Annotated in this window: 19 protein-coding genes and 1 pseudogene; 10 read left to right on the top strand and 10 right to left on the bottom strand. The window is 69.7% G+C overall.

The window, feature by feature from the left end; all coding sequences use genetic code 11:
• Positions 1 to 133: 133 nt before the first annotated feature.
• From rpmH to ABEA62_RS04605, 8 genes are all read left to right on the top strand, one after another.
• Complete coding sequence (gene rpmH, locus ABEA62_RS04640) at positions 134 to 271, top strand: 50S ribosomal protein L34 (RefSeq protein ID WP_062204973.1); 138 nt, start codon at positions 134 to 136, stop codon at positions 269 to 271.
• A gap of 2 nt (positions 272 to 273) precedes the next feature.
• Positions 274 to 618, top strand: coding sequence for a ribonuclease P protein component (rnpA, locus tag ABEA62_RS04635; RefSeq protein ID WP_286214494.1), 345 nt, complete (start codon positions 274 to 276; stop codon positions 616 to 618).
• A gap of 5 nt (positions 619 to 623) precedes the next feature.
• Complete coding sequence (gene yidD / locus ABEA62_RS04630) at positions 624 to 911, top strand: membrane protein insertion efficiency factor YidD (RefSeq protein ID WP_286214496.1); 288 nt, start codon at positions 624 to 626, stop codon at positions 909 to 911.
• A 14-nt stretch (positions 912 to 925) separates the two neighbouring features.
• Entirely contained in the window at positions 926 to 1939 is a 1014-nt protein-coding gene (yidC, locus tag ABEA62_RS04625; RefSeq protein WP_286214498.1) for a membrane protein insertase YidC, read from the top strand.
• Complete coding sequence (locus ABEA62_RS04620; protein WP_345378822.1) at positions 1936 to 2415, top strand: Jag family protein; 480 nt, start codon at positions 1936 to 1938, stop codon at positions 2413 to 2415. Before yidC ends, ABEA62_RS04620 begins: the two co-directional genes overlap by 4 nt.
• Before the next feature lie 19 nt (positions 2416 to 2434).
• The gene (gene rsmG / locus ABEA62_RS04615) at positions 2435 to 3085 is read left to right on the top strand and encodes a 16S rRNA (guanine(527)-N(7))-methyltransferase RsmG (RefSeq protein WP_286214500.1); all 651 of its coding nucleotides are present in this window, start codon (positions 2435 to 2437) and stop codon (positions 3083 to 3085) included.
• Between the two features lie 447 nt (positions 3086 to 3532).
• On the top strand, positions 3533 to 4534 hold the full coding sequence (locus ABEA62_RS04610) for a ParA family protein (RefSeq protein ID WP_345378819.1): 1002 nt from the start codon (positions 3533 to 3535) through the stop codon (positions 4532 to 4534).
• Positions 4534 to 5523, top strand: a complete 990-nt coding sequence (locus ABEA62_RS04605; protein WP_345378817.1) for a ParB/RepB/Spo0J family partition protein — start codon at positions 4534 to 4536, stop codon at positions 5521 to 5523. The genes ABEA62_RS04610 and ABEA62_RS04605 overlap by 1 nt, the downstream gene beginning before the upstream one ends.
• Before the next feature lie 9 nt (positions 5524 to 5532).
• On the opposite strand, the gene ABEA62_RS04600 is transcribed toward ABEA62_RS04605, so the two are convergent.
• From ABEA62_RS04600 to ABEA62_RS04565, 8 genes and pseudogenes are all read right to left on the bottom strand, one after another.
• Positions 5533 to 6477, bottom strand: coding sequence for a D-alanine--D-alanine ligase family protein (locus ABEA62_RS04600; protein WP_345378815.1), 945 nt, complete (start codon positions 6475 to 6477; stop codon positions 5533 to 5535).
• Between the two features lie 30 nt (positions 6478 to 6507).
• The gene (locus tag ABEA62_RS04595) at positions 6508 to 7818 is read right to left on the bottom strand and encodes an aminotransferase-like domain-containing protein (RefSeq protein WP_345378813.1); all 1311 of its coding nucleotides are present in this window, start codon (positions 7816 to 7818) and stop codon (positions 6508 to 6510) included.
• 80 nt (positions 7819 to 7898) lie between these two features.
• Positions 7899 to 8201 (bottom strand): thioredoxin, encoded by a 303-nt coding sequence (gene trxA, locus ABEA62_RS04590; protein WP_286216752.1) that lies wholly within the window; start codon positions 8199 to 8201, stop codon positions 7899 to 7901.
• 63 nt (positions 8202 to 8264) lie between these two features.
• A pseudogene (gene trxB / locus ABEA62_RS04585) lies at positions 8265 to 9233 on the bottom strand (thioredoxin-disulfide reductase); the annotation flags it as partial.
• 81 nt (positions 9234 to 9314) lie between these two features.
• Positions 9315 to 10637, bottom strand: a complete 1323-nt coding sequence (locus ABEA62_RS04580; protein WP_286214504.1) for a protein kinase family protein — start codon at positions 10635 to 10637, stop codon at positions 9315 to 9317.
• 48 nt (positions 10638 to 10685) lie between these two features.
• Positions 10686 to 12359 (bottom strand): murein biosynthesis integral membrane protein MurJ, encoded by a 1674-nt coding sequence (gene murJ, locus ABEA62_RS04575; protein ID WP_345378810.1) that lies wholly within the window; start codon positions 12357 to 12359, stop codon positions 10686 to 10688.
• Positions 12356 to 14341, bottom strand: coding sequence for a DUF6049 family protein (locus tag ABEA62_RS04570; protein WP_286214510.1), 1986 nt, complete (start codon positions 14339 to 14341; stop codon positions 12356 to 12358). The genes murJ and ABEA62_RS04570 overlap by 4 nt, the downstream gene beginning before the upstream one ends.
• Positions 14338 to 14883, bottom strand: coding sequence for an NUDIX hydrolase (locus tag ABEA62_RS04565; protein WP_345378807.1), 546 nt, complete (start codon positions 14881 to 14883; stop codon positions 14338 to 14340). Before ABEA62_RS04565 ends, ABEA62_RS04570 begins: the two co-directional genes overlap by 4 nt.
• A 69-nt stretch (positions 14884 to 14952) precedes the next feature.
• Here ABEA62_RS04565 and ABEA62_RS04560 point away from each other — a divergent pair, with 69 nt between their 5' ends.
• The gene (locus ABEA62_RS04560; protein WP_286214511.1) at positions 14953 to 16416 is read left to right on the top strand and encodes a CCA tRNA nucleotidyltransferase; all 1464 of its coding nucleotides are present in this window, start codon (positions 14953 to 14955) and stop codon (positions 16414 to 16416) included.
• An 8-nt stretch (positions 16417 to 16424) separates the two neighbouring features.
• Here the strand turns inward: ABEA62_RS04560 and ald are convergent, their stop codons facing one another.
• The gene (gene ald / locus ABEA62_RS04555; RefSeq protein ID WP_286214512.1) at positions 16425 to 17513 is read right to left on the bottom strand and encodes an alanine dehydrogenase; all 1089 of its coding nucleotides are present in this window, start codon (positions 17511 to 17513) and stop codon (positions 16425 to 16427) included.
• A gap of 126 nt (positions 17514 to 17639) precedes the next feature.
• Here ald and ABEA62_RS04550 point away from each other — a divergent pair, with 126 nt between their 5' ends.
• Positions 17640 to 18170, top strand: a complete 531-nt coding sequence (locus tag ABEA62_RS04550; protein ID WP_286214513.1) for an Lrp/AsnC family transcriptional regulator — start codon at positions 17640 to 17642, stop codon at positions 18168 to 18170.
• Positions 18171 to 18198: 28 nt separating this feature from the next.
• Here the strand turns inward: ABEA62_RS04550 and ABEA62_RS04545 are convergent, their stop codons facing one another.
• Complete coding sequence (locus tag ABEA62_RS04545) at positions 18199 to 19482, bottom strand: MFS transporter (protein WP_286214514.1); 1284 nt, start codon at positions 19480 to 19482, stop codon at positions 18199 to 18201.
• Positions 19483 to 19526: the final 44 nt, after the last annotated feature.

Below are 19526 nucleotides of genomic sequence, written 5' to 3'. Positions count from 1 at the left end.
GGGCCGTGATGGTGGAGCCTATCCTGTTTGACAAGTGCGCCCCAAGGTGAGCCGCGGGATTTGCTTCCGTGGGCTCGAGCGCGTAACGTGAGTGCGCTGATTTGACCATTCCCTGAAACGTCGTGGAGTTACCGTGAGCAAGCGGACTTTCCAGCCGAACAACCGCAAGCGTGCCAAGACGCACGGCTTCCGTCTGCGCATGCGTACGCGTGCCGGTCGGTCGATTCTGGCGTCCCGCCGCCGTAAGGGCCGCGGCAAGCTGTCGGCCTAAGGTTGCTGCCGGCCGGCTCGCGCCTGCGGTCGCCCGCGGACTTTCGGTCCGCGATGCGACTGGGGGCCCGAAGCGGTCGGCACACCGTGGTGGTGTATGTGGCGCTCACCGGCGATGCTCGACGCATGGCCGGTTTCGCTGTTTCTAAGGCGGTAGGAGGTGCCGTGGTTCGCAACCGTGTGAAGCGGCGCCTGCGAGCGCTCGTGGCCGAGCGCCTGGAGCACCTACCCGAGGGCGCGCGACTCGTGGTGCGCGCATTGCCCGAGGCCGCGCTGGCCGACTATGCGACGTTGGGTGCGGATCTCGACGGCGCCCTGAGTGCCGCGACCCGGCGGGCCTTGCGATGAACGGCATGCAGCGAGTCGTCGTGGCCGCGATCCGGGGCTATCAGCTCACCGTCTCTCCCCTGACGGGACCTACCTGCAAGTTTCATCCCACGTGCTCGCACTACGGCATGGAGGCCGTGCGTGTGCACGGCGCAGGCATCGGCTCACTGATGGCCGTGTGGAGGATCCTGCGCTGCAACCCGTGGAACAACGGCGGCGTCGATGACGTGCCTGCTCGTGGAGAGCGCCTATTTCGCCTCACGAGGAATAATGCCGCGATGACGGCTGACCAGACTTCCGTCCACACGACATAAGGAACCTCGGCTTCATGATCGACACCATCCTCTTCCCACTCGAGTGGGTCGTCGCCAACATCATGGTGATCTGGCACAAGTTCTGGACGCTGCTAGGTCTAGATCCCGCCGCGGGTATCACCTGGGCGCTTGCGATCGTGGGACTTGTGGTCACCATCCGCGCGGCGCTGATCCCACTGTTCGTCAAGCAGATCAAGGCGTCGCGCGCGATGCAGATGATCGCGCCGGATCTACGCAAGATCCAGGACAAGTACAAGGGCAAGAAGGACCAAGCGTCCCGCGAGGCAATGAGCCGCGAGACCATGGAGCTCTACTCCAAGCACAAGACCAACCCGTTCTCCTCGTGCCTGCCAATGTTGGTGCAGGCGCCTATTTTCTTCGCCCTGTTCCGCGTGCTCAACTACCGCCTCGAGGGCAATGTCAATGGCGGTGGCAATACCGACGGCATCGGCATGCTCACCAACGAGCTCGCCACGCAGGCGCAGCAGGCGGACCTGTTCGGTGCATCGCTGTCGGACACGTTCTTCAACTCGGAGGGTGCGGCCGCGAAGATCCTGTCCGCCGTCCTCATCATCGCCATGGTTGCCACGACGTTCACCACTCAGCGTCAGCTCACCATGAAGAACATGCCGGCGAGTGCCCTTGAGGGCCCGATGGCGCAGCAGCAGAAGATCCTGATGTACGCGCTGCCGTTCATCTTCGTGATCACCGGCCCCAACTTCCCCGTGGGTGTCCTCATCTACTGGACCACCACCAACCTGTGGACCATGGGCCAGCAGTTCTACGTCATCCGCAACAACCCCACGCCCGGCTCCGAGGCGGACCGCCAGCACCAGGAGCGCCTCGCGGCCAAGGCCGCGCGTCGCGCCGCTCGCCGGGGCGAGGACCCCGCGGTCGTGGTCATCGAGCAGGAGCCGGTCGAAGAGCCCAAGCGTTCCGGTCAGCGACAGCAGCCCAAGCGCAAGGGCCGTGGCGGATCGAAGCCTCAGTCCGCCGCAGGCGGCGATCAGGAGAAGGACAACTCATGACCGACAGCATCAAGAAGCTCGACGCCGAGGGTGACGTCGCAGCCGACTTCCTCGAGGAACTGCTCGACATCCTCGACATGGATGGCGACATCGACATCTCGGTCGAGGCCGGACGAGCCAAGGTGGCGATCGTGGCCGATGGCCCGAGCCAGGACCTCAAGCGACTCGTGGGTCCCGAGGGGGAGGTGCTCGAGGCGCTCCAGGACCTGACGCGTCTCGCTGTCCAGGCCGACACCGGCGAGGTCAGCCGGCTCATGCTCGACATTGCGGACTTCCGTGCCGGTCGTCGCGAGCGGCTCGCCGAGCTCGCCCGCGAGGCCATCGCGGTGGTGCGGGAGACGGGCGAGCGCGTCGAGATGCAGCCGATGAATGCGTTCGAGCGCAAGGTGGTTCACGACGTCGTTCTTGAGGCCGGCCTGGCCTCCGAGTCCGAGGGCGAGGACCCGCAGCGCTACGTCGTGGTGCTTCCCTCCTGACGTTTCACGTGAAACACCTATGACCGACGACGTCCTCGAGCCCCCTCAGATCGACCCCCTCAGCGGCAGTGCCGCGGTCCGCGAGTACTTCGGGGACACGTATCCACGAGTGCTGGCATTCGCCGACATGCTGGCAGCTGAAGGTGTCGAGCGAGGACTGATTGGCCCCCGCGAGGTCGGGAGGCTCTGGGAGCGCCACATCCTGAACTCGGCGGCGCTCGCGCCGTACCTCGGGGATGGCCGAGTCGCCGACGTCGGCTCCGGCGCCGGCCTCCCCGGCATGGTGTTGGCCGCGATGGATCCCTCTCGCGACTACGTGCTGATTGAGCCGATGGAGCGACGCATTCAGTGGCTTTTCGAGGTCGCGGAACGATGCGGGATCGACAATGTACTTGTGGTGCGGGGGCGTGCCGAGGAAGTCACGGAGTCGGTCGAGGCCGACATCGTCACCGCCCGCGCTGTCGCGGCCATCGACAAGCTGGTCAAGTGGTGCTCACCGCTGCTCAGTCCCCACGGGCGTCTGGTGCTCCTCAAGGGTCGGAGTGCGGCCGACGAGCTCGACCGCGCCAAGTACACCCTGCGCAAGCAGCGCTTCACGGGCGAGATCCACACGGCGGGCACCATCGCGGGCGTCGACGCCACGACCGTCGTGGTGCTGACCCGGTCGTGATTCTTCCCCCTCGCTGTCCACACGGTCGTCCACAGGCGTTTGTGCGTGAGAGTGGCGGCGGACGCGGGTTTCTCCACAGGAGTCCGAGAGGTGGTGCGCGGCCCGAATGCGTGCGCATCGTGATGCCATAGCCGCACCAGGCCCGCACGCTGTCGCCGATCCCGGACCTCTTCCAGGCGCCTCCTGGGGTAGAGTCGTCGGGCCGGAGGAGGTGCTCAGCGGACCCACAAAGGTTTGCTGTTGGCGGTTGCGCCGCCCATGTTTCACGTGAAACATGGGCGGAGGTGAGTCGCCGGTCTGACCGCGACGCGTGATCACGAGGCGTTTCCTCAAGGAGAGGCTTCCACCCCCGTCGCCATTCACGGTGCGGGGCGCGAGTACGAGAGGCATGCCCAGTTCCGGGCGAGACGGGCCGGCGGCGGATACAGATGTGGGGAAGGTGTGCGAGTGGCGTTTGACGATGCGAGGCCGACGACCGGGCCGGAGCGTGACCGCACCCCCGACGGTGTTTCACGTGAAACCACCAACCCCTTCACGGCGATCGACCCCTTCGAGGGCCTGAGCGAGGACGGCGACAGCCCGCTCGCGGCGGAGATGATAGCCACGGAGCGGCGTCGGCGCGCGCTCGAGAGTGCGGCCTTCCCTCGCCCCGCCCGTACCCGCATCATCGCGGTCTCGAACCAGAAGGGCGGGGTGGGCAAGACGACCACCTCCGTCAACGTGGCCGCGGCGCTCGCCAAGCGAGGTGCCAACGTGCTCGTCATTGACGCGGATCCCCAGGGAAACGCCTCCACGGCGCTCGGCGTCGACCACAGGTCGGGCACGCCCTCGATCTACGACGTCCTGCTCGACGAGACGCCCATGGCGCGTGTCGCGCAGCGCAGCCCCGAGATCGACACGCTGTGGTGTGTGCCGGCGACGATCGACCTCGCGGGCGCGGACATCGAGCTCGTGTCGATGGTCCGACGCGAGTTCCGCCTGCACGACGCGCTCAAGGAGTTGCTCGAGGGCGCGGGCAAGGAACTGGACTACGTCTTCATCGACTGCCCGCCCAGCCTCGGTCTACTCACGCTGAACGCGATGGTGGTCGCGACCGAGGTCCTCATCCCGATCCAGTGTGAGTACTACGCGCTCGAGGGCCTGACCCAGCTGATCAAGACCGTCGAGATGGTCAGGAAGCACCTCAATCCCGGCATCCACGTCTCGACGATCGTCCTCACGATGTACGACGGCCGCACGAACCTCGCGCGCGAGGTGGCATCCGAGGTGCGCTCGCACTTCCCGGAGCAGACCCTCGACCAGACGGTGCCGAGATCGGTGCGCGTCTCGGAGGCGCCGGGGTTCGGCCAGACCGTCATCACCCACGACCCACACTCGTCAGGAGCCGTGGCCTACATGGCCGTCGCGCGTGACATCGCGGTGCGCGGCGCCGCAGGAACGGAGCACTAGTGAGCAAGACCAAGAGGGGCCTGGGGCGCGGACTCGGAGCGCTCATCCCGACCGAGCCCGAGGGACCCGTCCAGGAGCGCCCTCGGGACGTCTTCTTCTCGGACACCACGGGCGCGATTCCGACAATCACGCAGGTCTCCGAGGACGGCGAGCTCGTTCCCGTTCCCGGGGCATCCTTCGCCCATATCGACCCGTACGCCGTCGTACCCAACCCGCGTCAGCCCCGCACCGTCTTCGACGAGGAGGCCCTCGCCGAGCTCGTCGGATCGATCAAGGAGATCGGCGTCCTGCAGCCGATCGTCGTGCGGCCCAATCCCGAGGGGGAGGGCTACGAGCTCATCATGGGCGAGCGCAGGCTGCGTGCGTCCAAGGAGGCGGGGCTCACCGAGATCCCGGCGATCATTCGATCGACCGACGACAACGACCTGCTGCGTGACGCGCTGGTCGAGAACCTCCACCGCAGCCAGCTCAATCCGCTCGAGGAAGCCGCGGCATATCAGCAGCTGCTTGAGGACTTCGGCATCACGCATGAGGAGCTCGCGACCAGGATCTCCCGGTCGCGTCCCCAGATCTCGAACACCCTGAGGCTCCTGCGCCTCCCGGCGCCGGTGCAGCGACGGGTTGCGGCCGGTGTGCTCTCGGCGGGCCACGCCCGCGCCCTGCTGGGGCTCGAGTCTCCCGAAGCCATGGAGCTCCTCGCGACGCGCATCGTCGCTGAGGGCCTTTCGGTGAGGGCGACCGAGGAGGCGGTGACGCTCGGCGTCGATACCCCGAAGCCACGCAAGGGAGCCGTGCGGGCCGGCGGACGCACCGCGGCGCTCGACGAGCTCGGCGGCAGGCTGGGTGACCGCTTCGACACGCGCGTCAAGGTCAAGCTGGGTCGCACGCGCGGATCGATCACGATTGACTTCGCGACCGTCGATGACCTCAACAGGATCGTCGGCCTCCTGGACCCCACGGATCCGGGAGTGTTTGGAAGCGACTCCTAGCCGAACCGCCTAGTCGACGATCCCGCGACCGTGGGCGTCGGCGACCAGCGCGCTGTAGGCCGAACCAAGGTCGAGACCCGCCGCCTCGGCGGCCTGCGGAAGCAGCGAGGTCTCGGTCATACCAGGGGCGATGTTGATATCGAGCACCTGAGCGGCGCCGTCCCCATCGAGAATGAGGTCGACCCGCGACAGGTCGCGAAGGTCCATGGTGCGGTGCACGGTGAGCGCGGCGGCAGAGACGACCTCGGCCTGTTCGGCGGTCAGCCGCGCGGGCGCGAAGTACTCGACCCTGCCGGCGTTGTAGCGCGCGTCGTAGTCGTACGCCCCCTCGACGGCGACCTCGACCGCGGGCAGCACCCGGGCATCGTCCCCCGTGCCCAGGACACTCACCGCGAGCTCGATGCCCTCGACGTGCCTCTCGATGAGAGCCACGTCGCCGTAGGCGAAGCAGTGGACCATCGCGCGGGCGAGGTCGGCGCGGTCCCTGACGATCGACACGCCCAGCGCGGAACCGCCGCGCACCGGCTTCACGACGAGCGGGAGCGAGAAGCGCGCCACGATCGCGTCGAGCACCTGCTCGGCACCCACCTCCCGGAAGAGAGACTGGGGGAGAGTGACGTACTCGGGCGTCGAGATGCCCTCACGCATCATCACCGCCTTGGCGACCGCCTTGTTCCACGCGACCCGGGCCGCGCGAGACCCCGTGCCCACGAACGTCACACCCAGCAACTCGAGGAGTGCCTGGAGCGAGCCGTCCTCTCCCGAGGCACCGTGGAGAAGCGGCCACACGACGTCGACGTCGCCGGCGCGCAAAGTAGGGATCAACTCCGTGTCCACATCAAGCAAAGAAACCTGGTCGAAGCGTCCCTTGAGCGCCTCCTGGACCCTCCTGCCACTGCGAATCGACACGTCGCGCTCGTGTGACAGCCCGCCGGCCAGAATGAGTACGTGCATGAGGTGCGGTCCTCTCGGAGGTCGTAGCGGTCAGTAGAGGTCGGGCGAGGGGAAGTCGACGGTGTCGCCGCGGCGGCCCCCCGAGGTTCCGAAGATGCGGACGGTCTCGAGCTCGGCGTCCACGACCGTCGCGAGGCGGCGCACGCCCTCCCTGATGCGCTCCGGGGTGGGGAAGCAGTACGACAGTCGCAGGTGATCCGTGCCCGAGCCGTCGATGTAGAACGCGCTGCCCGAGACGTATGCGACGCGCGCCGTGATCGCGCGGGGAAGCATCGACTTGGCGTCGAGACCGTCGGGAAGCCGCACCCACACGTAGAACCCACCGTCGGGCACGTTCCACGACGCCTCGGGGATGTGCTCCCCGAGCGCGGAGATCATCGCGTCCCTACGCTCCCGGTACTGGACCTGGAACTTCTTGATCTGGCCCTGCCAGTCGAAGTGCTCAAGGTAGGTCGCGATCGCCATCTGCGACGCGTTCGAGGGGCTGAGGATCGCCGCCTCGGATGCCAGGACCAGCTTCTCACGCACCGCGTGCGGCGCGACCGCCCACCCGACGCGATATCCCGGAGCGAAGGTCTTCGAGAAAGACCCCAGGTAAATGACGCCTTCGGGGCTCATCGAGCGCAGTGAGGGGAGCGGTTCGGTGTCGAAGCCCAGCAGGCCGTAGGGATTGTCCTCGAGCACCAGCACGCCGTACCGCTCGCAGATTTCCAGCACCTGCGGGCGGCGTTCGAGCGACAGCGTGACGCCGCCGGGGTTGTGGAAGTTGGGAACGGTGTAGAGGAACTTCACGCGACGACCCTCGGCCGTGAGGCGCGCGAGGGTCTGCTCAAGAGCCTCGGGGATGAGCCCGTGCGCGTCCATGGGCACGTGGACTACATCGGCCTCGTGCGCCCGGAACACGCCGAGCGCTCCCACGTACGACGGCGCCTCGGCCACGATGACGTCGCCAGGATCGATGAAGATCGTCGTCACCAGGTCGAGCGCCTGCTGCGAGCCCGTGGTGACCACGACATCGTCCGGATGGGCGACGATGCCCTCGAGCGCCATGACCTCGAGGATCTTCTCGCGCAGCGTGACGTCGCCCTGGCCGGAGCCGTACTGGAGCGCGACCTCGCCGTGCTCCACGATGATCCGGCGGGACATCTCACCCAGCTCCTCGAGTGGGAGGCCGCCGATGAACGGCATGCCGCCGGCAAGCGAGACCACCTCGGGGCGGCTCGCGACCGCGAACAGGGCACGAATCTCCGAGGCGCGCATCTGGTGCGCGCGCTGTGCATAGGACCCGTACCAGGGATCGAGACGAGTGCCTTCGCGCGGGGTGGGGGTGCCGTCGCTCATGGCGCAAGTCTGGCACGCGCACGGGGGTCCAGCCATCACGCGCCTGGACCCCCGTGCTGCAAGACGATGCTTGGGTCGGGTTAGGCGAGGACCTCGTCGAACAGTGCGGAGAGCGCGGGCTTCGGGCGAGCGCCCACCACGGACTTCACGACCTCGCCGCCCTTGAAGAAGCTCATGGTCGGGATCGAGGTGACGCCGTAGGCCATCGCGAGCTGCGGGTTGGCGTCGGTGTCCACCTTGACCACCTTGAGGCGGCCCGCGTACTCCTCGGCGAGCTCGTCAAGGAGAGGGGCGACCGCGCGGCACGGTCCGCACCACGTCGCCCAGAAGTCGACCACGACAGGGACGTCCGAGGCGAGCACCTCCGCCTGGAACGTGTCCACGGTGGCGGCGACGGGGACCGCCGGCAGCGCGGCCGCGGGCGACTCGACGGGAGCCGTGACGGCCTCGACCGCGTCCGGAGCCTCCTGGGACGCACGTGCTGCCTCGCGCGCGTCGAGGTAGTGCTGGGCGTCGAGGGCGGCGGCGCAGCCCGAGCCGGCGGCGGTGATGGCCTGGCGGTAGCGGTTGTCGACCAGGTCACCACACGCGAACACACCCTCCACGTTGGTCGCGGTGGTCCGTCCGATGACCTGGACGTAGCCCTCGCTGTCGGTGTCGACCTGTCCCTTGACCAGCTCGGAGCGAGGATCGTGACCGATCGCGACAAACAATCCCGTCGCGGCCAGCGTCGACTCCTCACCACTCACACGGTTACGGATCCGCACACCCTCGAGCTTCACGTCACCATCAAGGCCAATGACCTCGGAGTTCCACACGAACTCAATCTTCGGATCCGCCACAGCACGATCCGCCATGATCTTCGACGCCCGCAACTCATCCCTGCGATGCACCAGATACACCTTCGCCGCGAACCGGGTCAGGAACGTCGCCTCCTCCACCGCGGAGTCCCCACCACCGACGACCACGACCGTCTGGTCACGGAAGAAGAACCCATCACACGTGGCACACCACGACACACCCTTACCACTGAGACGCTTCTCATCATCCAGACCGAGCTCCTTATACGCCGACCCAGTCGCGAGAATCACCGCGGCAGCCGTGTACTCACCCGACATGCCCGTCACCACACGCTTCACGTCACCGGCAAGATCCAGCTCCGTCACATCATCGAAGAGCACCTCGGCACCAAAACGCTCCGCCTGAGCCTGCAACGTCTCCATCAACTCAGGACCCTGCACACCCTCCACAAACCCAGGAAAGTTCTCCACCTCGGTCGTATTCATCAACGCCCCACCAGCCGTCACCGACCCCGCCACCACCAACGGCGCCAACCCCGCACGCGCCGCATAAATAGCCGCCGTATACCCGGCAGGACCAGAACCGACAATGATGAGGTTGCGCGTTTCGCTCACGGTTGTTCCTTGTGTGATGGGGCGCCGAGCCCGGCCGGGACGGCGTTACATGAACAGATGGTAGGGGTCCGATGTTCCCGCTCAGTCAGCGGCGGGATCGACCGGGCGCGGCTGGATGGTGCGGGCGGGTTCGATCACGATGCTGTCGCTCAGCGGCTGAGCCAGCCAGGCCAAGGCGACGAACACCGCGAGCACGATTCCGGCGACGGCGAGAGTCATGACCACGCGCGAGCCGTTCAGGGGGCCGCCGGACTCCGCACGCACACGGGCGCGCTCGAGGCTGTGGGTGATCGGGGCCGAGGCGGGCCAGCGTCGGTGCAGCGCCTCGAGCACCAGCTCCCAGGTGCCGCGCTCGCGCACCCGGTTCTGGTCGGCCACCATGATCTCGAGGGTGTCGAAGGCGGCCTCGTGCTTGTCCGCCGGTCGCGAGTGCGTGCCCGGAAGTGGTGTCTCCGCGACCTCCGCGGCCTCGTCGTGCGCCGCCGACCGCATCGTCTCCTGCAACTGAGGGTCGGCAAGCGCCTCCGCGGCCTCTTCCTCGGCGGCTAAGCGCGCCGCTTCGAGCGTCTCCGAGGCGATCAGTTGGCGCGACGCCTCGAGGCGCTCGGCCTCCTCCTGCGCGAGTCGGGCCGCCTCGCGCGCCGCCTGTGCCTCGTGCTCGCTCTCGAGGCGCGGGATCCACCGCAGCGTCTCGACGGCGGCCGTGAAGCCCACGAGCGCGCGTGCGTCGAAGGGGGACAGGGCGTCGATGAGGGCACCAAGCGTGGTCGGCGGCGCGCCCGTGAGGACATCGAGGGCCACGGCGCGACCCGCGGCAGGCATGCCGTCCGGGAGGTCGTCGGCCGTCGACTCGCCGCGGTCGAGACCCGTGAGCGCGCGCACCAGGATCTCGCCCAGGGCGCGCGAGTCTGCCTCCTCCGAGGCCTGCTCGACGATCCCGGCCTGCGCACCGGCCTCGCCATCCACGCCGACCCCGGCGACCACCACGCGGCCGCGCTCCGTCACCGTGATGCAGCCGGGGCGCACGAATCCGTGCGTGAGGCCCTCCGCCTTGGCCGCGGCGAGCGCGCGTGCGGCGCCGCCCACGATCGCCATCGCGCGCCGGGGATCGATGCGTCGCGTCGCAAGCACCTCGTCGAGGGTGACGCCGGGCACGTGCTCGATCGCCACGTACGTGACCGGGCGGCCCTCGACGGTGTCCCGTCCCGTCGCGACGATGCGTGCGAGACGGGGGTCGCGCAGGCGCGAGGCCCGCGTCGCGACCTTGCGCACCGCGCCGGCCGACACGAGGTGAACGATGTCCACCACCGTGAGTCGATCGAGCCGCCCGTCGTGTGCGAGGTGCCGCTCGATGCCCGGGATATCGTGATTGACCTCCTCGAGCAGGGTGAAACGCGCACCCAAGACCCTGCCCTCTTGCACCTGTTCCGCACCCCCGACGTATCGCTACGCCTATCGTACGGTGCGCCTCAGACGTCGAAGGAGCGGTGCCACCAGTTCCTGGGCCTCGGGCACCTTGAGGAGGCGCAGCAGCGCCCAGTAGGCGACCCCCATCACGGGGATGAGCACCGCAACCGTGCCGATCGACATGACCAGCCTCGCGACCCGGTCGCCCGACTCCGCCGCCGGGATGAGGCGCATCAGCCACCAGCCGAGCGCTCCGGTCGCGATTGCCGCCGCGGTCGCGCGCGCGATGACGCTGAGGGTGCGCGTGCCGCCCAGGCCGCCGATGCGGCGCCTGACGCCGTTGGCGCGGAGCACCACACCCACCACGTTGGACAGGCTCAGGGCGAGCGCGACGCCCGCGGTCCACCACGCGAATGGCAGCGTCTCGCGCAGGAGGAACATGCCTCCCACCCACGCGATCGTGACGGGAATCTGGATGAAGAAGACTGCTCGCCCGTCCTCGAGCGCGAAGAAGACGCGCTTGAACACCGAGAGCAGCCCCAGCGGGGCCGCGCCGAGCGCGAGGGCCATGAGCACGTAGGCGACCGACTGCACCTCCGCCTCCGGCTGTGCGGGCAGCGCGATGCGCGTGAGTGCGGGCGCGAGGGCGACGAACACGGCGGTCGACCACAGACCGAAGACAGTGACCATGCGCAGCCCGCGCTGCGTGGTCGCGCGCAGCGTCGCGAGGTCCCCCGCGGCAGCGTGCCTTGCCATCGGCGTCGCGAGCGCCGTGACGAGCGAGACCGTGACGATCGAGTGCGGCACGAGGTAGAGCATCATCGCGTTGAAGTAGGCCGCGTTGCCGGCGATGTCCACGGCGTTGAGGTCCTCGGCCGCGGCGCTCGCGGCGGACGCGACCCTGGTCGCCATCACCACGCCGACCTGGTCGAGGAGCACCGCGCCGAGCGCCCAGCCGGCGACGCTCGTGATGCCGCGGAGCTCTCCCTTGGGGCCCTTCCAGACCGGAGCCCACCGGTAGCCTCCGCGTCGCAGCGGCCAAATGAGAATGAGTGCCTGCGCCGCGATGCCGAGCGTCGCGGTCCCGGCGAGGAGCGCGATGCGGGCGGCGGACCAGTCGGGCTCGACGACGTCCGCGTCGAGGGCGTAGCCGCCGTAGATCGCGAGATACGCGACGAGTCCGGCGATCGACACCACGTTGTTGAGCACGGGCGCCCACATGTACGGCCCGAACTGCTCCTTGGCGTTGAGTACCTGGCCCAGGATCGTGTAGACGCTGTAGAAGAACAGCTGCGGGATGCACCAGAACGCGAATCCGATCGCGAGCTGGCGCTGCGCGACGGACCAGTCCTGCGTGTACATCACGACGAACACGGGCGCTGCGATGGTGAACAGCACCGTGACCGCGAGCGAACCCGCCACGCCGAGCGTGACGATTCTGTCGACCGTGCGCTTGCCGTCCTCGCGGCGGAAGGCCCGCACGATCTGCGGCACGAGCACCGCGTTGAGGACGCCCGCCGCGATGACGGCGTAGAGGGCGTTGGGGATCTTGTTCGCGACGTCGTATGCGTTGCCTGCCACCGTGTTGACCGCGATGGCGGCGGCAAGCAGGGCGTTGCGCGCAAAGCCCAGTCCGCGCGAGACCAGCGTGCCGGACGCCATCACGAGCGTGTGCCGCCGCAGCGATCCGCGGGGGGCCTCCGGCGAGTCGGTGGTCACGGCAGGGCCTCGCCGCCGGTCGCCTCCAGCGGGTCCGGCCGCGGGCCGGTGCGGGTCTCCTTGCGGCCTCGGCGAATCGTGCGCACGACGCCCATGACGAGGAGCAACACGAGCCCGGCCGTGAAGAAGGCGGTCATCGCCGTTCCCCAGTCCGCCCGTACCCGCACGCTCATGCTCACCGGGGCGCCGATCGCCGTGCCGTCGGGGTTGCGCAGCACGATGGTCGCGTTGACGTTCGCGGAGGACACCGCCTCGACCTCGACGGGCACCGCCATGCTGGACCCCGCAGGGATCGTAACGGTGGGGGCGTCCCTCACCTGCAGGTTGGGTGCGAACGACGTCATGTCGACCGTGACGGTGGCGTCCACGTCGAGATCGTTGCGCACGGTGACGGGGACGCTGCCGCTGTCGGCGATGAAGTTCACGTCCGAGCCCGCCGCGACCGTCAGCGCGCCGAGCGTCTGGTCGACCGCCGCGGTGGACTGTGTCACGCGCAGACCGCGAATTTGAGGTTGGTCGCGCAGCGATGTGGCGAGCGGCGACAGCAGGGTACGGCCTCCCGGATTGAGGATCGCGGACGGGTCCTGCGCGGTGAGCGACAGGTCCCCGAGCCGGGCGAGCCTGCGCGCCAGTCCGGTAATGGTCGCCGCGTCGAGGTCCCCGTCCTCGTCCACCACGGTGGGGAGGACCGTGCGCGGCCCGGCGCCCTCCGCGAGCTCCGCGACGGAGATGGGATCCACAAACTCGGCGGTCATGAGCGCGGAGAGCGCGATGGCGGACTCGGGGCCGGTGGGTGCCCAGTCGGCGCCGGTCCACGCGAGCACCGGTCCGTCCGACTCGGCGGCGGTGAGCGCGCCGGTGGCGACCGCCGCGCCGACTCCGCCGGGGCGTGTCGATCCGATCCCGGAGATGCTATCGGAGAGGACCTCGTCGGGGGTCAGCACGGAGAGGATCCCGTCGCCCACGGCGACCGTCTGGACGGTCCGCACCGCGGCATCGTCCCCCTCGGATCCTGTGACCACGAGGGCGCTCGCGCCCTTCGCCGCGGCGAGCTCGGCGGTGGGGGTGTCGGCATGGGCGACGTGAGCGATCCACGGCAGGTCCGTGAGGGGGCTCGAGCCTCCCCGCACGCGCGACAGGGCGAAGTCGAGCAGGGTCTCCTCGCCGGCATGGGCGAGCGACACGAGGTCGGGGTCGCCGGCGGGGATGGCCATGACGTCGCGATCCGCCATGTCGAGGCTGCTCTTGCCCAGGTCCGAGAGCGCCGTGGTGTCGATCGCGAGCGTGACGCCGGGGATGTCGGAGGCGGCGGTGATCGCGCGCACCCGCGCGCTGATGCCCGTCGCGGTCGCGAGCGTGGCGAGCTCGAGGCGCGGCATGGACGCATCGATCCAGGTCACGGCTCCGCTGAGCAGCACGCGCGTCTCCTGGTCGGTCACGAGCACCACCTCGACGCCGTGCACCGCCCACGTGTCGGGGGCGAACGGAAGGTCCGCGGCGGCGGCGGTCACCGAGACCGTGGCGGAGCCGCCCGGCGCGAGGCGGTGGACCGTCTCGGGCTCGACCTCGCCGTCCTCCGGCGCCACCGGGGTGCCCGCGGCGGGAGGCAGGGTGAGCGAGATGCCCACGTTCGCGGCGCCGACCGTTGTCATCCGCGGTCGCGAGCCTGCGAGGAAGGCGTCGAGGGCCCCGAGGTCGCCCAGTGGTGCGTTCGTCACGCGCATCTCGACGCGCGCGTCGTCAAGCGGCACGGAGTCCTCGTTGTGGACCGTCGCGATCGACGTCATCGACTCGCCCGCCCGCACCGTGGGCGAGGGATCCGACTCGATCGAGGCCACCAGGGTCGCCGGGGTGTCCGTCGGTGCGGCCGTGGCTACCCCGACGGGCGCGGCCACGCCGAGGATCACGAGGGCGGCGGCGCCCGCGAGGGCGCGGCGCAGGCGGGAGGGAAGTAGTGCGGTCGTGCGCATGGGTCGGGTCACGGAGCAATCGCGAGGAGACGGGCGGCCGCCTGGGCCATCTTCCGCTCATTGGGATAGGCGAGCTCGCGCATGAGGTCGGCCACCGCGATCCAGCGCGCCACCTCCGCCTCATGATCGGGGTCTTTGTCCGTGGTGATGATGCCCGCGCGCGCCTCGAGAAGGTAGTGGTGGACTACCTTGTGCACGCGGCGATCATCGCCCGTGAACCAGTAGTCGATCACGCCCAGCGGCTGAATGATCTCGGCATCGATTCCCGTCTCCTCCGCGACCTCGCGCACCGCAGCGATCTCGGGAGTCTCCCCCTCCTCGATGTGACCCTTCGGCAGGCACCACTCGAGGCGGCCCGCGCGGTTGCGGCGCCCGATGCACGCGGCGTATGCGATCCCGTCCTCGACGCGCACCGCGATTCCTCCCGCGGAGGTCTCGTTGCTCACCGGCAGGTGAGGCGTGCGGTGGGCGGCGGTCTCGCGTCGCTGGCGGGCCGGCACACCCGTGGGCGGCATCGGCACCGGGCCGGGACGCGGGACGGGCGGCGTGGGCATGGCCCAACTCTAACGACCCCGCAGAGGGCCCGAGGGAGGCGGGCCGCGCCCGTCTGGGACACTGGACCGGTGACAGACCACCCCGCCGCCTCCCCCTCGCTCGACGTGCTGCGCCGCCGCGCGGTCGGATTGTGGGCCGCGCTGCCCGCCGACATCACGCGCCTCGCCGAGTCCTTCGCGGCCGCGGGTCACGAGCTCGCGCTCGTCGGCGGACCCGTGCGCGACGCCTTCCTGGGGCGCTCGAGTGCGGACCTCGACTTCGCGACGTCCGCCCATCCCGACCAGATCGAGGCGCTGTTGCGGGGCTGGACGCGCTCGACGTGGGACATGGGTCGCGAGTTCGGGACGATCGGCGGGCGCAGGGGCGACGTGGTCGTCGAGATCACCACGTATCGCGCCGACGAGTACGACGGCGCGACGCGCAAGCCGGTGGTCGCGTTCGGCGACTCCCTCGAGGGCGACCTCGCGCGGCGCGACTTCACCGTCAACGCGATGGCGGTGCGGCTGCCGTCGCTCGAGTTCGTCGACCCCTACGGGGGCCTCGAGGATCTCGCGGGCGGGCTGCTGCGCACCCCCATCGACCCGCACGTGTCCTTTGGAGACGATCCCCTGCGCATGATGAGGGCGGCGCGCTTCGCGTCGCAGTTGCGCTTCGACATCGAGCCGGCGACGTTCGCTGCGATGGCGGCGATGAGCGAGCGGATCGCGATCGTGTCCGCCGAGCGCGTGCGCGACGAGCTCACCAAGCTGCTGCTGGGCGGGGACGTGCGCGCGGGCCTCGCGGCGCTCGTGGACTCGGGGCTCGCGGAGCGCGTCCTTCCCGAGCTGCCCGCGCTGCGCCTCGAGGTGGACGAGCACCACCATCACAAGGACGTCTACGACCACACGCTCACGGTGGTCGAGCAGGCGATCGATCTCGAGACCGGCCCCGACGGACCGGTGCCAGGTCCGGACCTGATCCTGCGCCTCGCGGCGCTGCTCCACGACATCGGCAAGCCGCCCACGCGCCGCCTCGAGCCGGGCGGGGGCGTGAGCTTCCATCACCACGAGATCGTGGGCGCCAAGATGACCGCCCGCCGTCTCAAGGAACTGCGCTTCGACAAGGACACCGTCAAGGCCGTCCAACACCTGGTCTCCCTGCACCTGCGCTTCCACGGATACGCGGATGCGCGGTGGTCGGATTCCGCGGTCCGCCGCTACGTGGTCGACGCGGGGGACCAACTGGAGCGGCTGCACCGGCTCACGCGCGCCGACGTCACGACCCGCAACCGCCGCAAGGCCGACCGGCTGTCGTTCGCGTACGACGACCTCGAGCACCGCATCGCTGAGCTGCGCGAGCAGGAGGAGGTCGACGCGATCCGTCCCGATCTCGACGGCACGCGCATCATGGAGATCCTGGGGCTTGCTCCGGGCCGCGCGGTGGGCGAGGCCTACCGCCACATGCTGGAGCTACGCATGGAGCACGGACCGCTCGATCCCGAGCGCGCCGAGGCCGAGCTCAAGGCCTGGTGGGCGGCCCGCCAGTCTTCCTGACGACGCCCTCACCCCACGAGGTGAGGGAACGTGGCCGCCGTCTCCGCGTGGACGATGCTCCCTCCCGTGGTCGCGAGTCCCGCCGCGAGCGCGGGGTCGGCCGCGCAGGCTGCCTCCCAGCCCAGGCTGGCCAAGCGCACCGCATACGGCAAGGTCGCGTTCGTGAGCGCGAGTGTCGACGTGCGTCCGACCGCGCCCGGCATGTTGGCGACGCAATAGAACGTGGTCTGTTCGACCGCGTAGGTGGGCTCGGCGTGAGTGGTCGGACGCGAGTCCTCGAAGCAGCCACCCTGGTCGATCGCGACGTCGACCAGCACCGCGCCCGCGCGCATCCGCGACACGAGTTCGCGGGTGACGAGCCGCGGGGCCCGCGCGCCCGTCACGAGCACCGCGCCGATCACCAGGTCAGACTCCGTGACGGCCTCCTCGATCGCCGCCGCGCTCGACGCGACGGTGCGCACGCGGCCGCCGTACAGGTCGTCCAGGTGGCGCAGCCGGGGCACCGACAGGTCGAGCACCGTCACCTCCGCGCCCATACCCACGGCCTGCGACACGGCGTTGGCGCCCGCGACCCCCGCCCCGATCACGGTGACGGTCGCGGGCCGCACCCCGGGCACGCCGGGCAGCAGCACCCCGCGCCCGCCCTGCGGACTCATGAGGTGGTACGCCCCCACCATCGTCGCCATGCGACCGGCCACCTCGCTCATGGGGGCGAGCAGCGGAAGCGAGCCGTCGGCCAGGGTGACGGTCTCGTAGGCGATCGCGGTGGTGCCTGACTCGGCGAGCGCACGCGTGAGCGGCTCGTTGGCCGCCAGGTGGAGGTAGGTGAAGAGCAACAGGCCAGCGCGCAGGTACCCGTACTCGGCCGGCACCGGCTCCTTGACCTTGATCACCATGTCCGCGCCCCACGCGTCGGCGGCCGTGCCGAGCCTCGCGCCGGCGAGCGCGTAGTGGTCGTCGGCGAAGGCCGACCCGAGCCCCGCGCCCGTCTCGACCACCACCTCGTGGCCCGCCGCGACAAGCTCGCGCACCCCGCCCGGGGTCGCGCCCACACGACGCTCGTTGTCCTTCACCTCTGCCGGAATCCCAATCAGCATGGCCCCACCCCTCTCGGCGCTTCGCGCACCTTCTTCATCGGACACCTGCAATTCTTGGAGGAAGTTCCCGTCACACAAGCAAACTCGAACACATATGGCCATAGTGCGCGAAAGGGCGAAGAATCGATGACCGTGACCCCTCAGGGCGGCCCCGCGCCGAAGCCTGTTCGACTCGACGACCTCGACGAGCGCATCGTCTGGGAACTCATGCGCGACGCCCGCATCCCCAACGCCGCACTCGCGGCGCGGCTTCACGTGGCGCCGTCGACCACGCACGCGCGTGTCAAGGCGCTGCGGGAGGCGGGCATCATCCGCTCGTCCCATGTCGAGATCGACTACGCCGCGCTGGGACTCGACGTCCAGGGGATCGTCTCGGTCCGGCTGCGCGCGCAGGCGCGACCCCAGATCAAGAGCTACGCCTCGAAGGTGATCCAGCTTCCCAACGTGCTCTCGGTGTTCTTCGTGGGAGGCACCATCGACTTCCTCATCCACGTCGCGTGCGTGTCGACCGCGCAGCTGCGCGACTTCGTCGCGACGGAACTCAGCATGGATCCGGTGGTCGCCTCGACCGAGACCAACATCGTCTTTGACCACCTGATCGGCCAGGAGCACCTGGGCTCGGGCGGCCTCGCGGCCATGCGCGGCCCCATTCGCTAGGGACGATGTCCGGGGCGAGCGCGGTGGGTCAGGCGGGGGTGCGCGGGGCCTGCACGAACAGCGCGGCGACCGCGAGATAGGCGACGGCCAGCCCCGCCATCACCAGCGACGAGTACCCCGAGGCAGGCAGCACCACCGCCGCGATCGCCGCGCTCGCGATGAACGCCACGTTGTACGCCATGTCGTAGAGGGTGAAGGCGCGGCCGCGGTACTCGTCGGCGGTGTCGCGCTGCACGATCGTGTCGACGGCGATCTTCGCGGCCTGCACCGCGAGGCTGACAACGACGGCCGCCGCGAGTAGCGCCCACCGGGCCGAGGTCGCGGCGAGCAGTGACTGTCCCGCCGCTCCCACCACGAGCGCTCCCGCGATCCACCGGTGCGGACCCACGCGGGGCGCGAGCCACGGCGTGACGACCGCCGCGAGACCAAACCCCACCGCGGCGAAGCCCAGCACCACGGTGAACGCGCCCAGCGACTGCTCGGGACGGTCGGGGTCGCCCAGCAGGTGGCGCGAGATGAGGATCGACGCCACGAACATCACGCCGTACAGCAGCCGCTGCGCCGCCATCACCGCCAACGCGTGGAACGGCGTGACGCGGGCCCGCAGGTAGCGCACGCCCTCGCCGAGTTCCCGGCCCAGCGCCGCGATCTGCGCGCGCACATGCAGCGCGTCGAGCGGATGCAGCGGGCCCAGCTCCCTGCGACCCAGCAGCGTCGCGGCCCACGAGGCGAGCGCGAACGCCACGCACGCCGCCGTGAGCGAGGCCAGCGCGAGCGACGAGTCCGTCGCGGAGGGGGCCACGAATGTCACGACGCCGCCGATTCCGGCCCCGACCGCCGCGGCCACCGTGCCGAGCGTGGGCATGATCGCGTTCGCCGCGAGGAGTTCGTCGCGCGGAACCACGTTCGCGATGCCGGCGGACATCGCCGCAAGGAGGAAGCGGTTGACGGACAGCGTGAGCAGCGCGAGGCCGTAGAGCGACCACAGCGGGCCGTCGAGCATGAGCACCGCGATGATCCCGAGCCCCAGCCCGACGCGCACCAGGTTCCCGACCAGCAGGATCCGCTGCCGCTGCCACCGGTCGATGAGAGGCCCCACGAACGGCCCGATCAGCGTGAAGGGCGCGAGCAGGGTCGCGAAGCCGACCGCGATCTCTTGAGGCGTCGCGGCCTGCGTCGGATCGAAGAAGAACGCGGTCGCGATCCCCACCTGGAACATCCCGTCCCCGCCTTGCGACAGCAGGCGCGAGTAGGTGAGGCGGCGGAACCCGCGCGCGCGCCACAGGCGGGCGAGGTCGCGGGCCAGCGTCATGGGCTCAGACTAGGGGGCGACGGCTCCCATGCAGGGACGATGCC

The organism is Demequina sediminis (assembly GCF_039545075.1).
In the GTDB taxonomy this organism is placed as follows: Bacteria; Actinomycetota; Actinomycetes; order Actinomycetales; family Demequinaceae; genus Demequina; species Demequina sediminis.
This window is presented reverse-complemented; position numbering and strand designations above follow the sequence as displayed.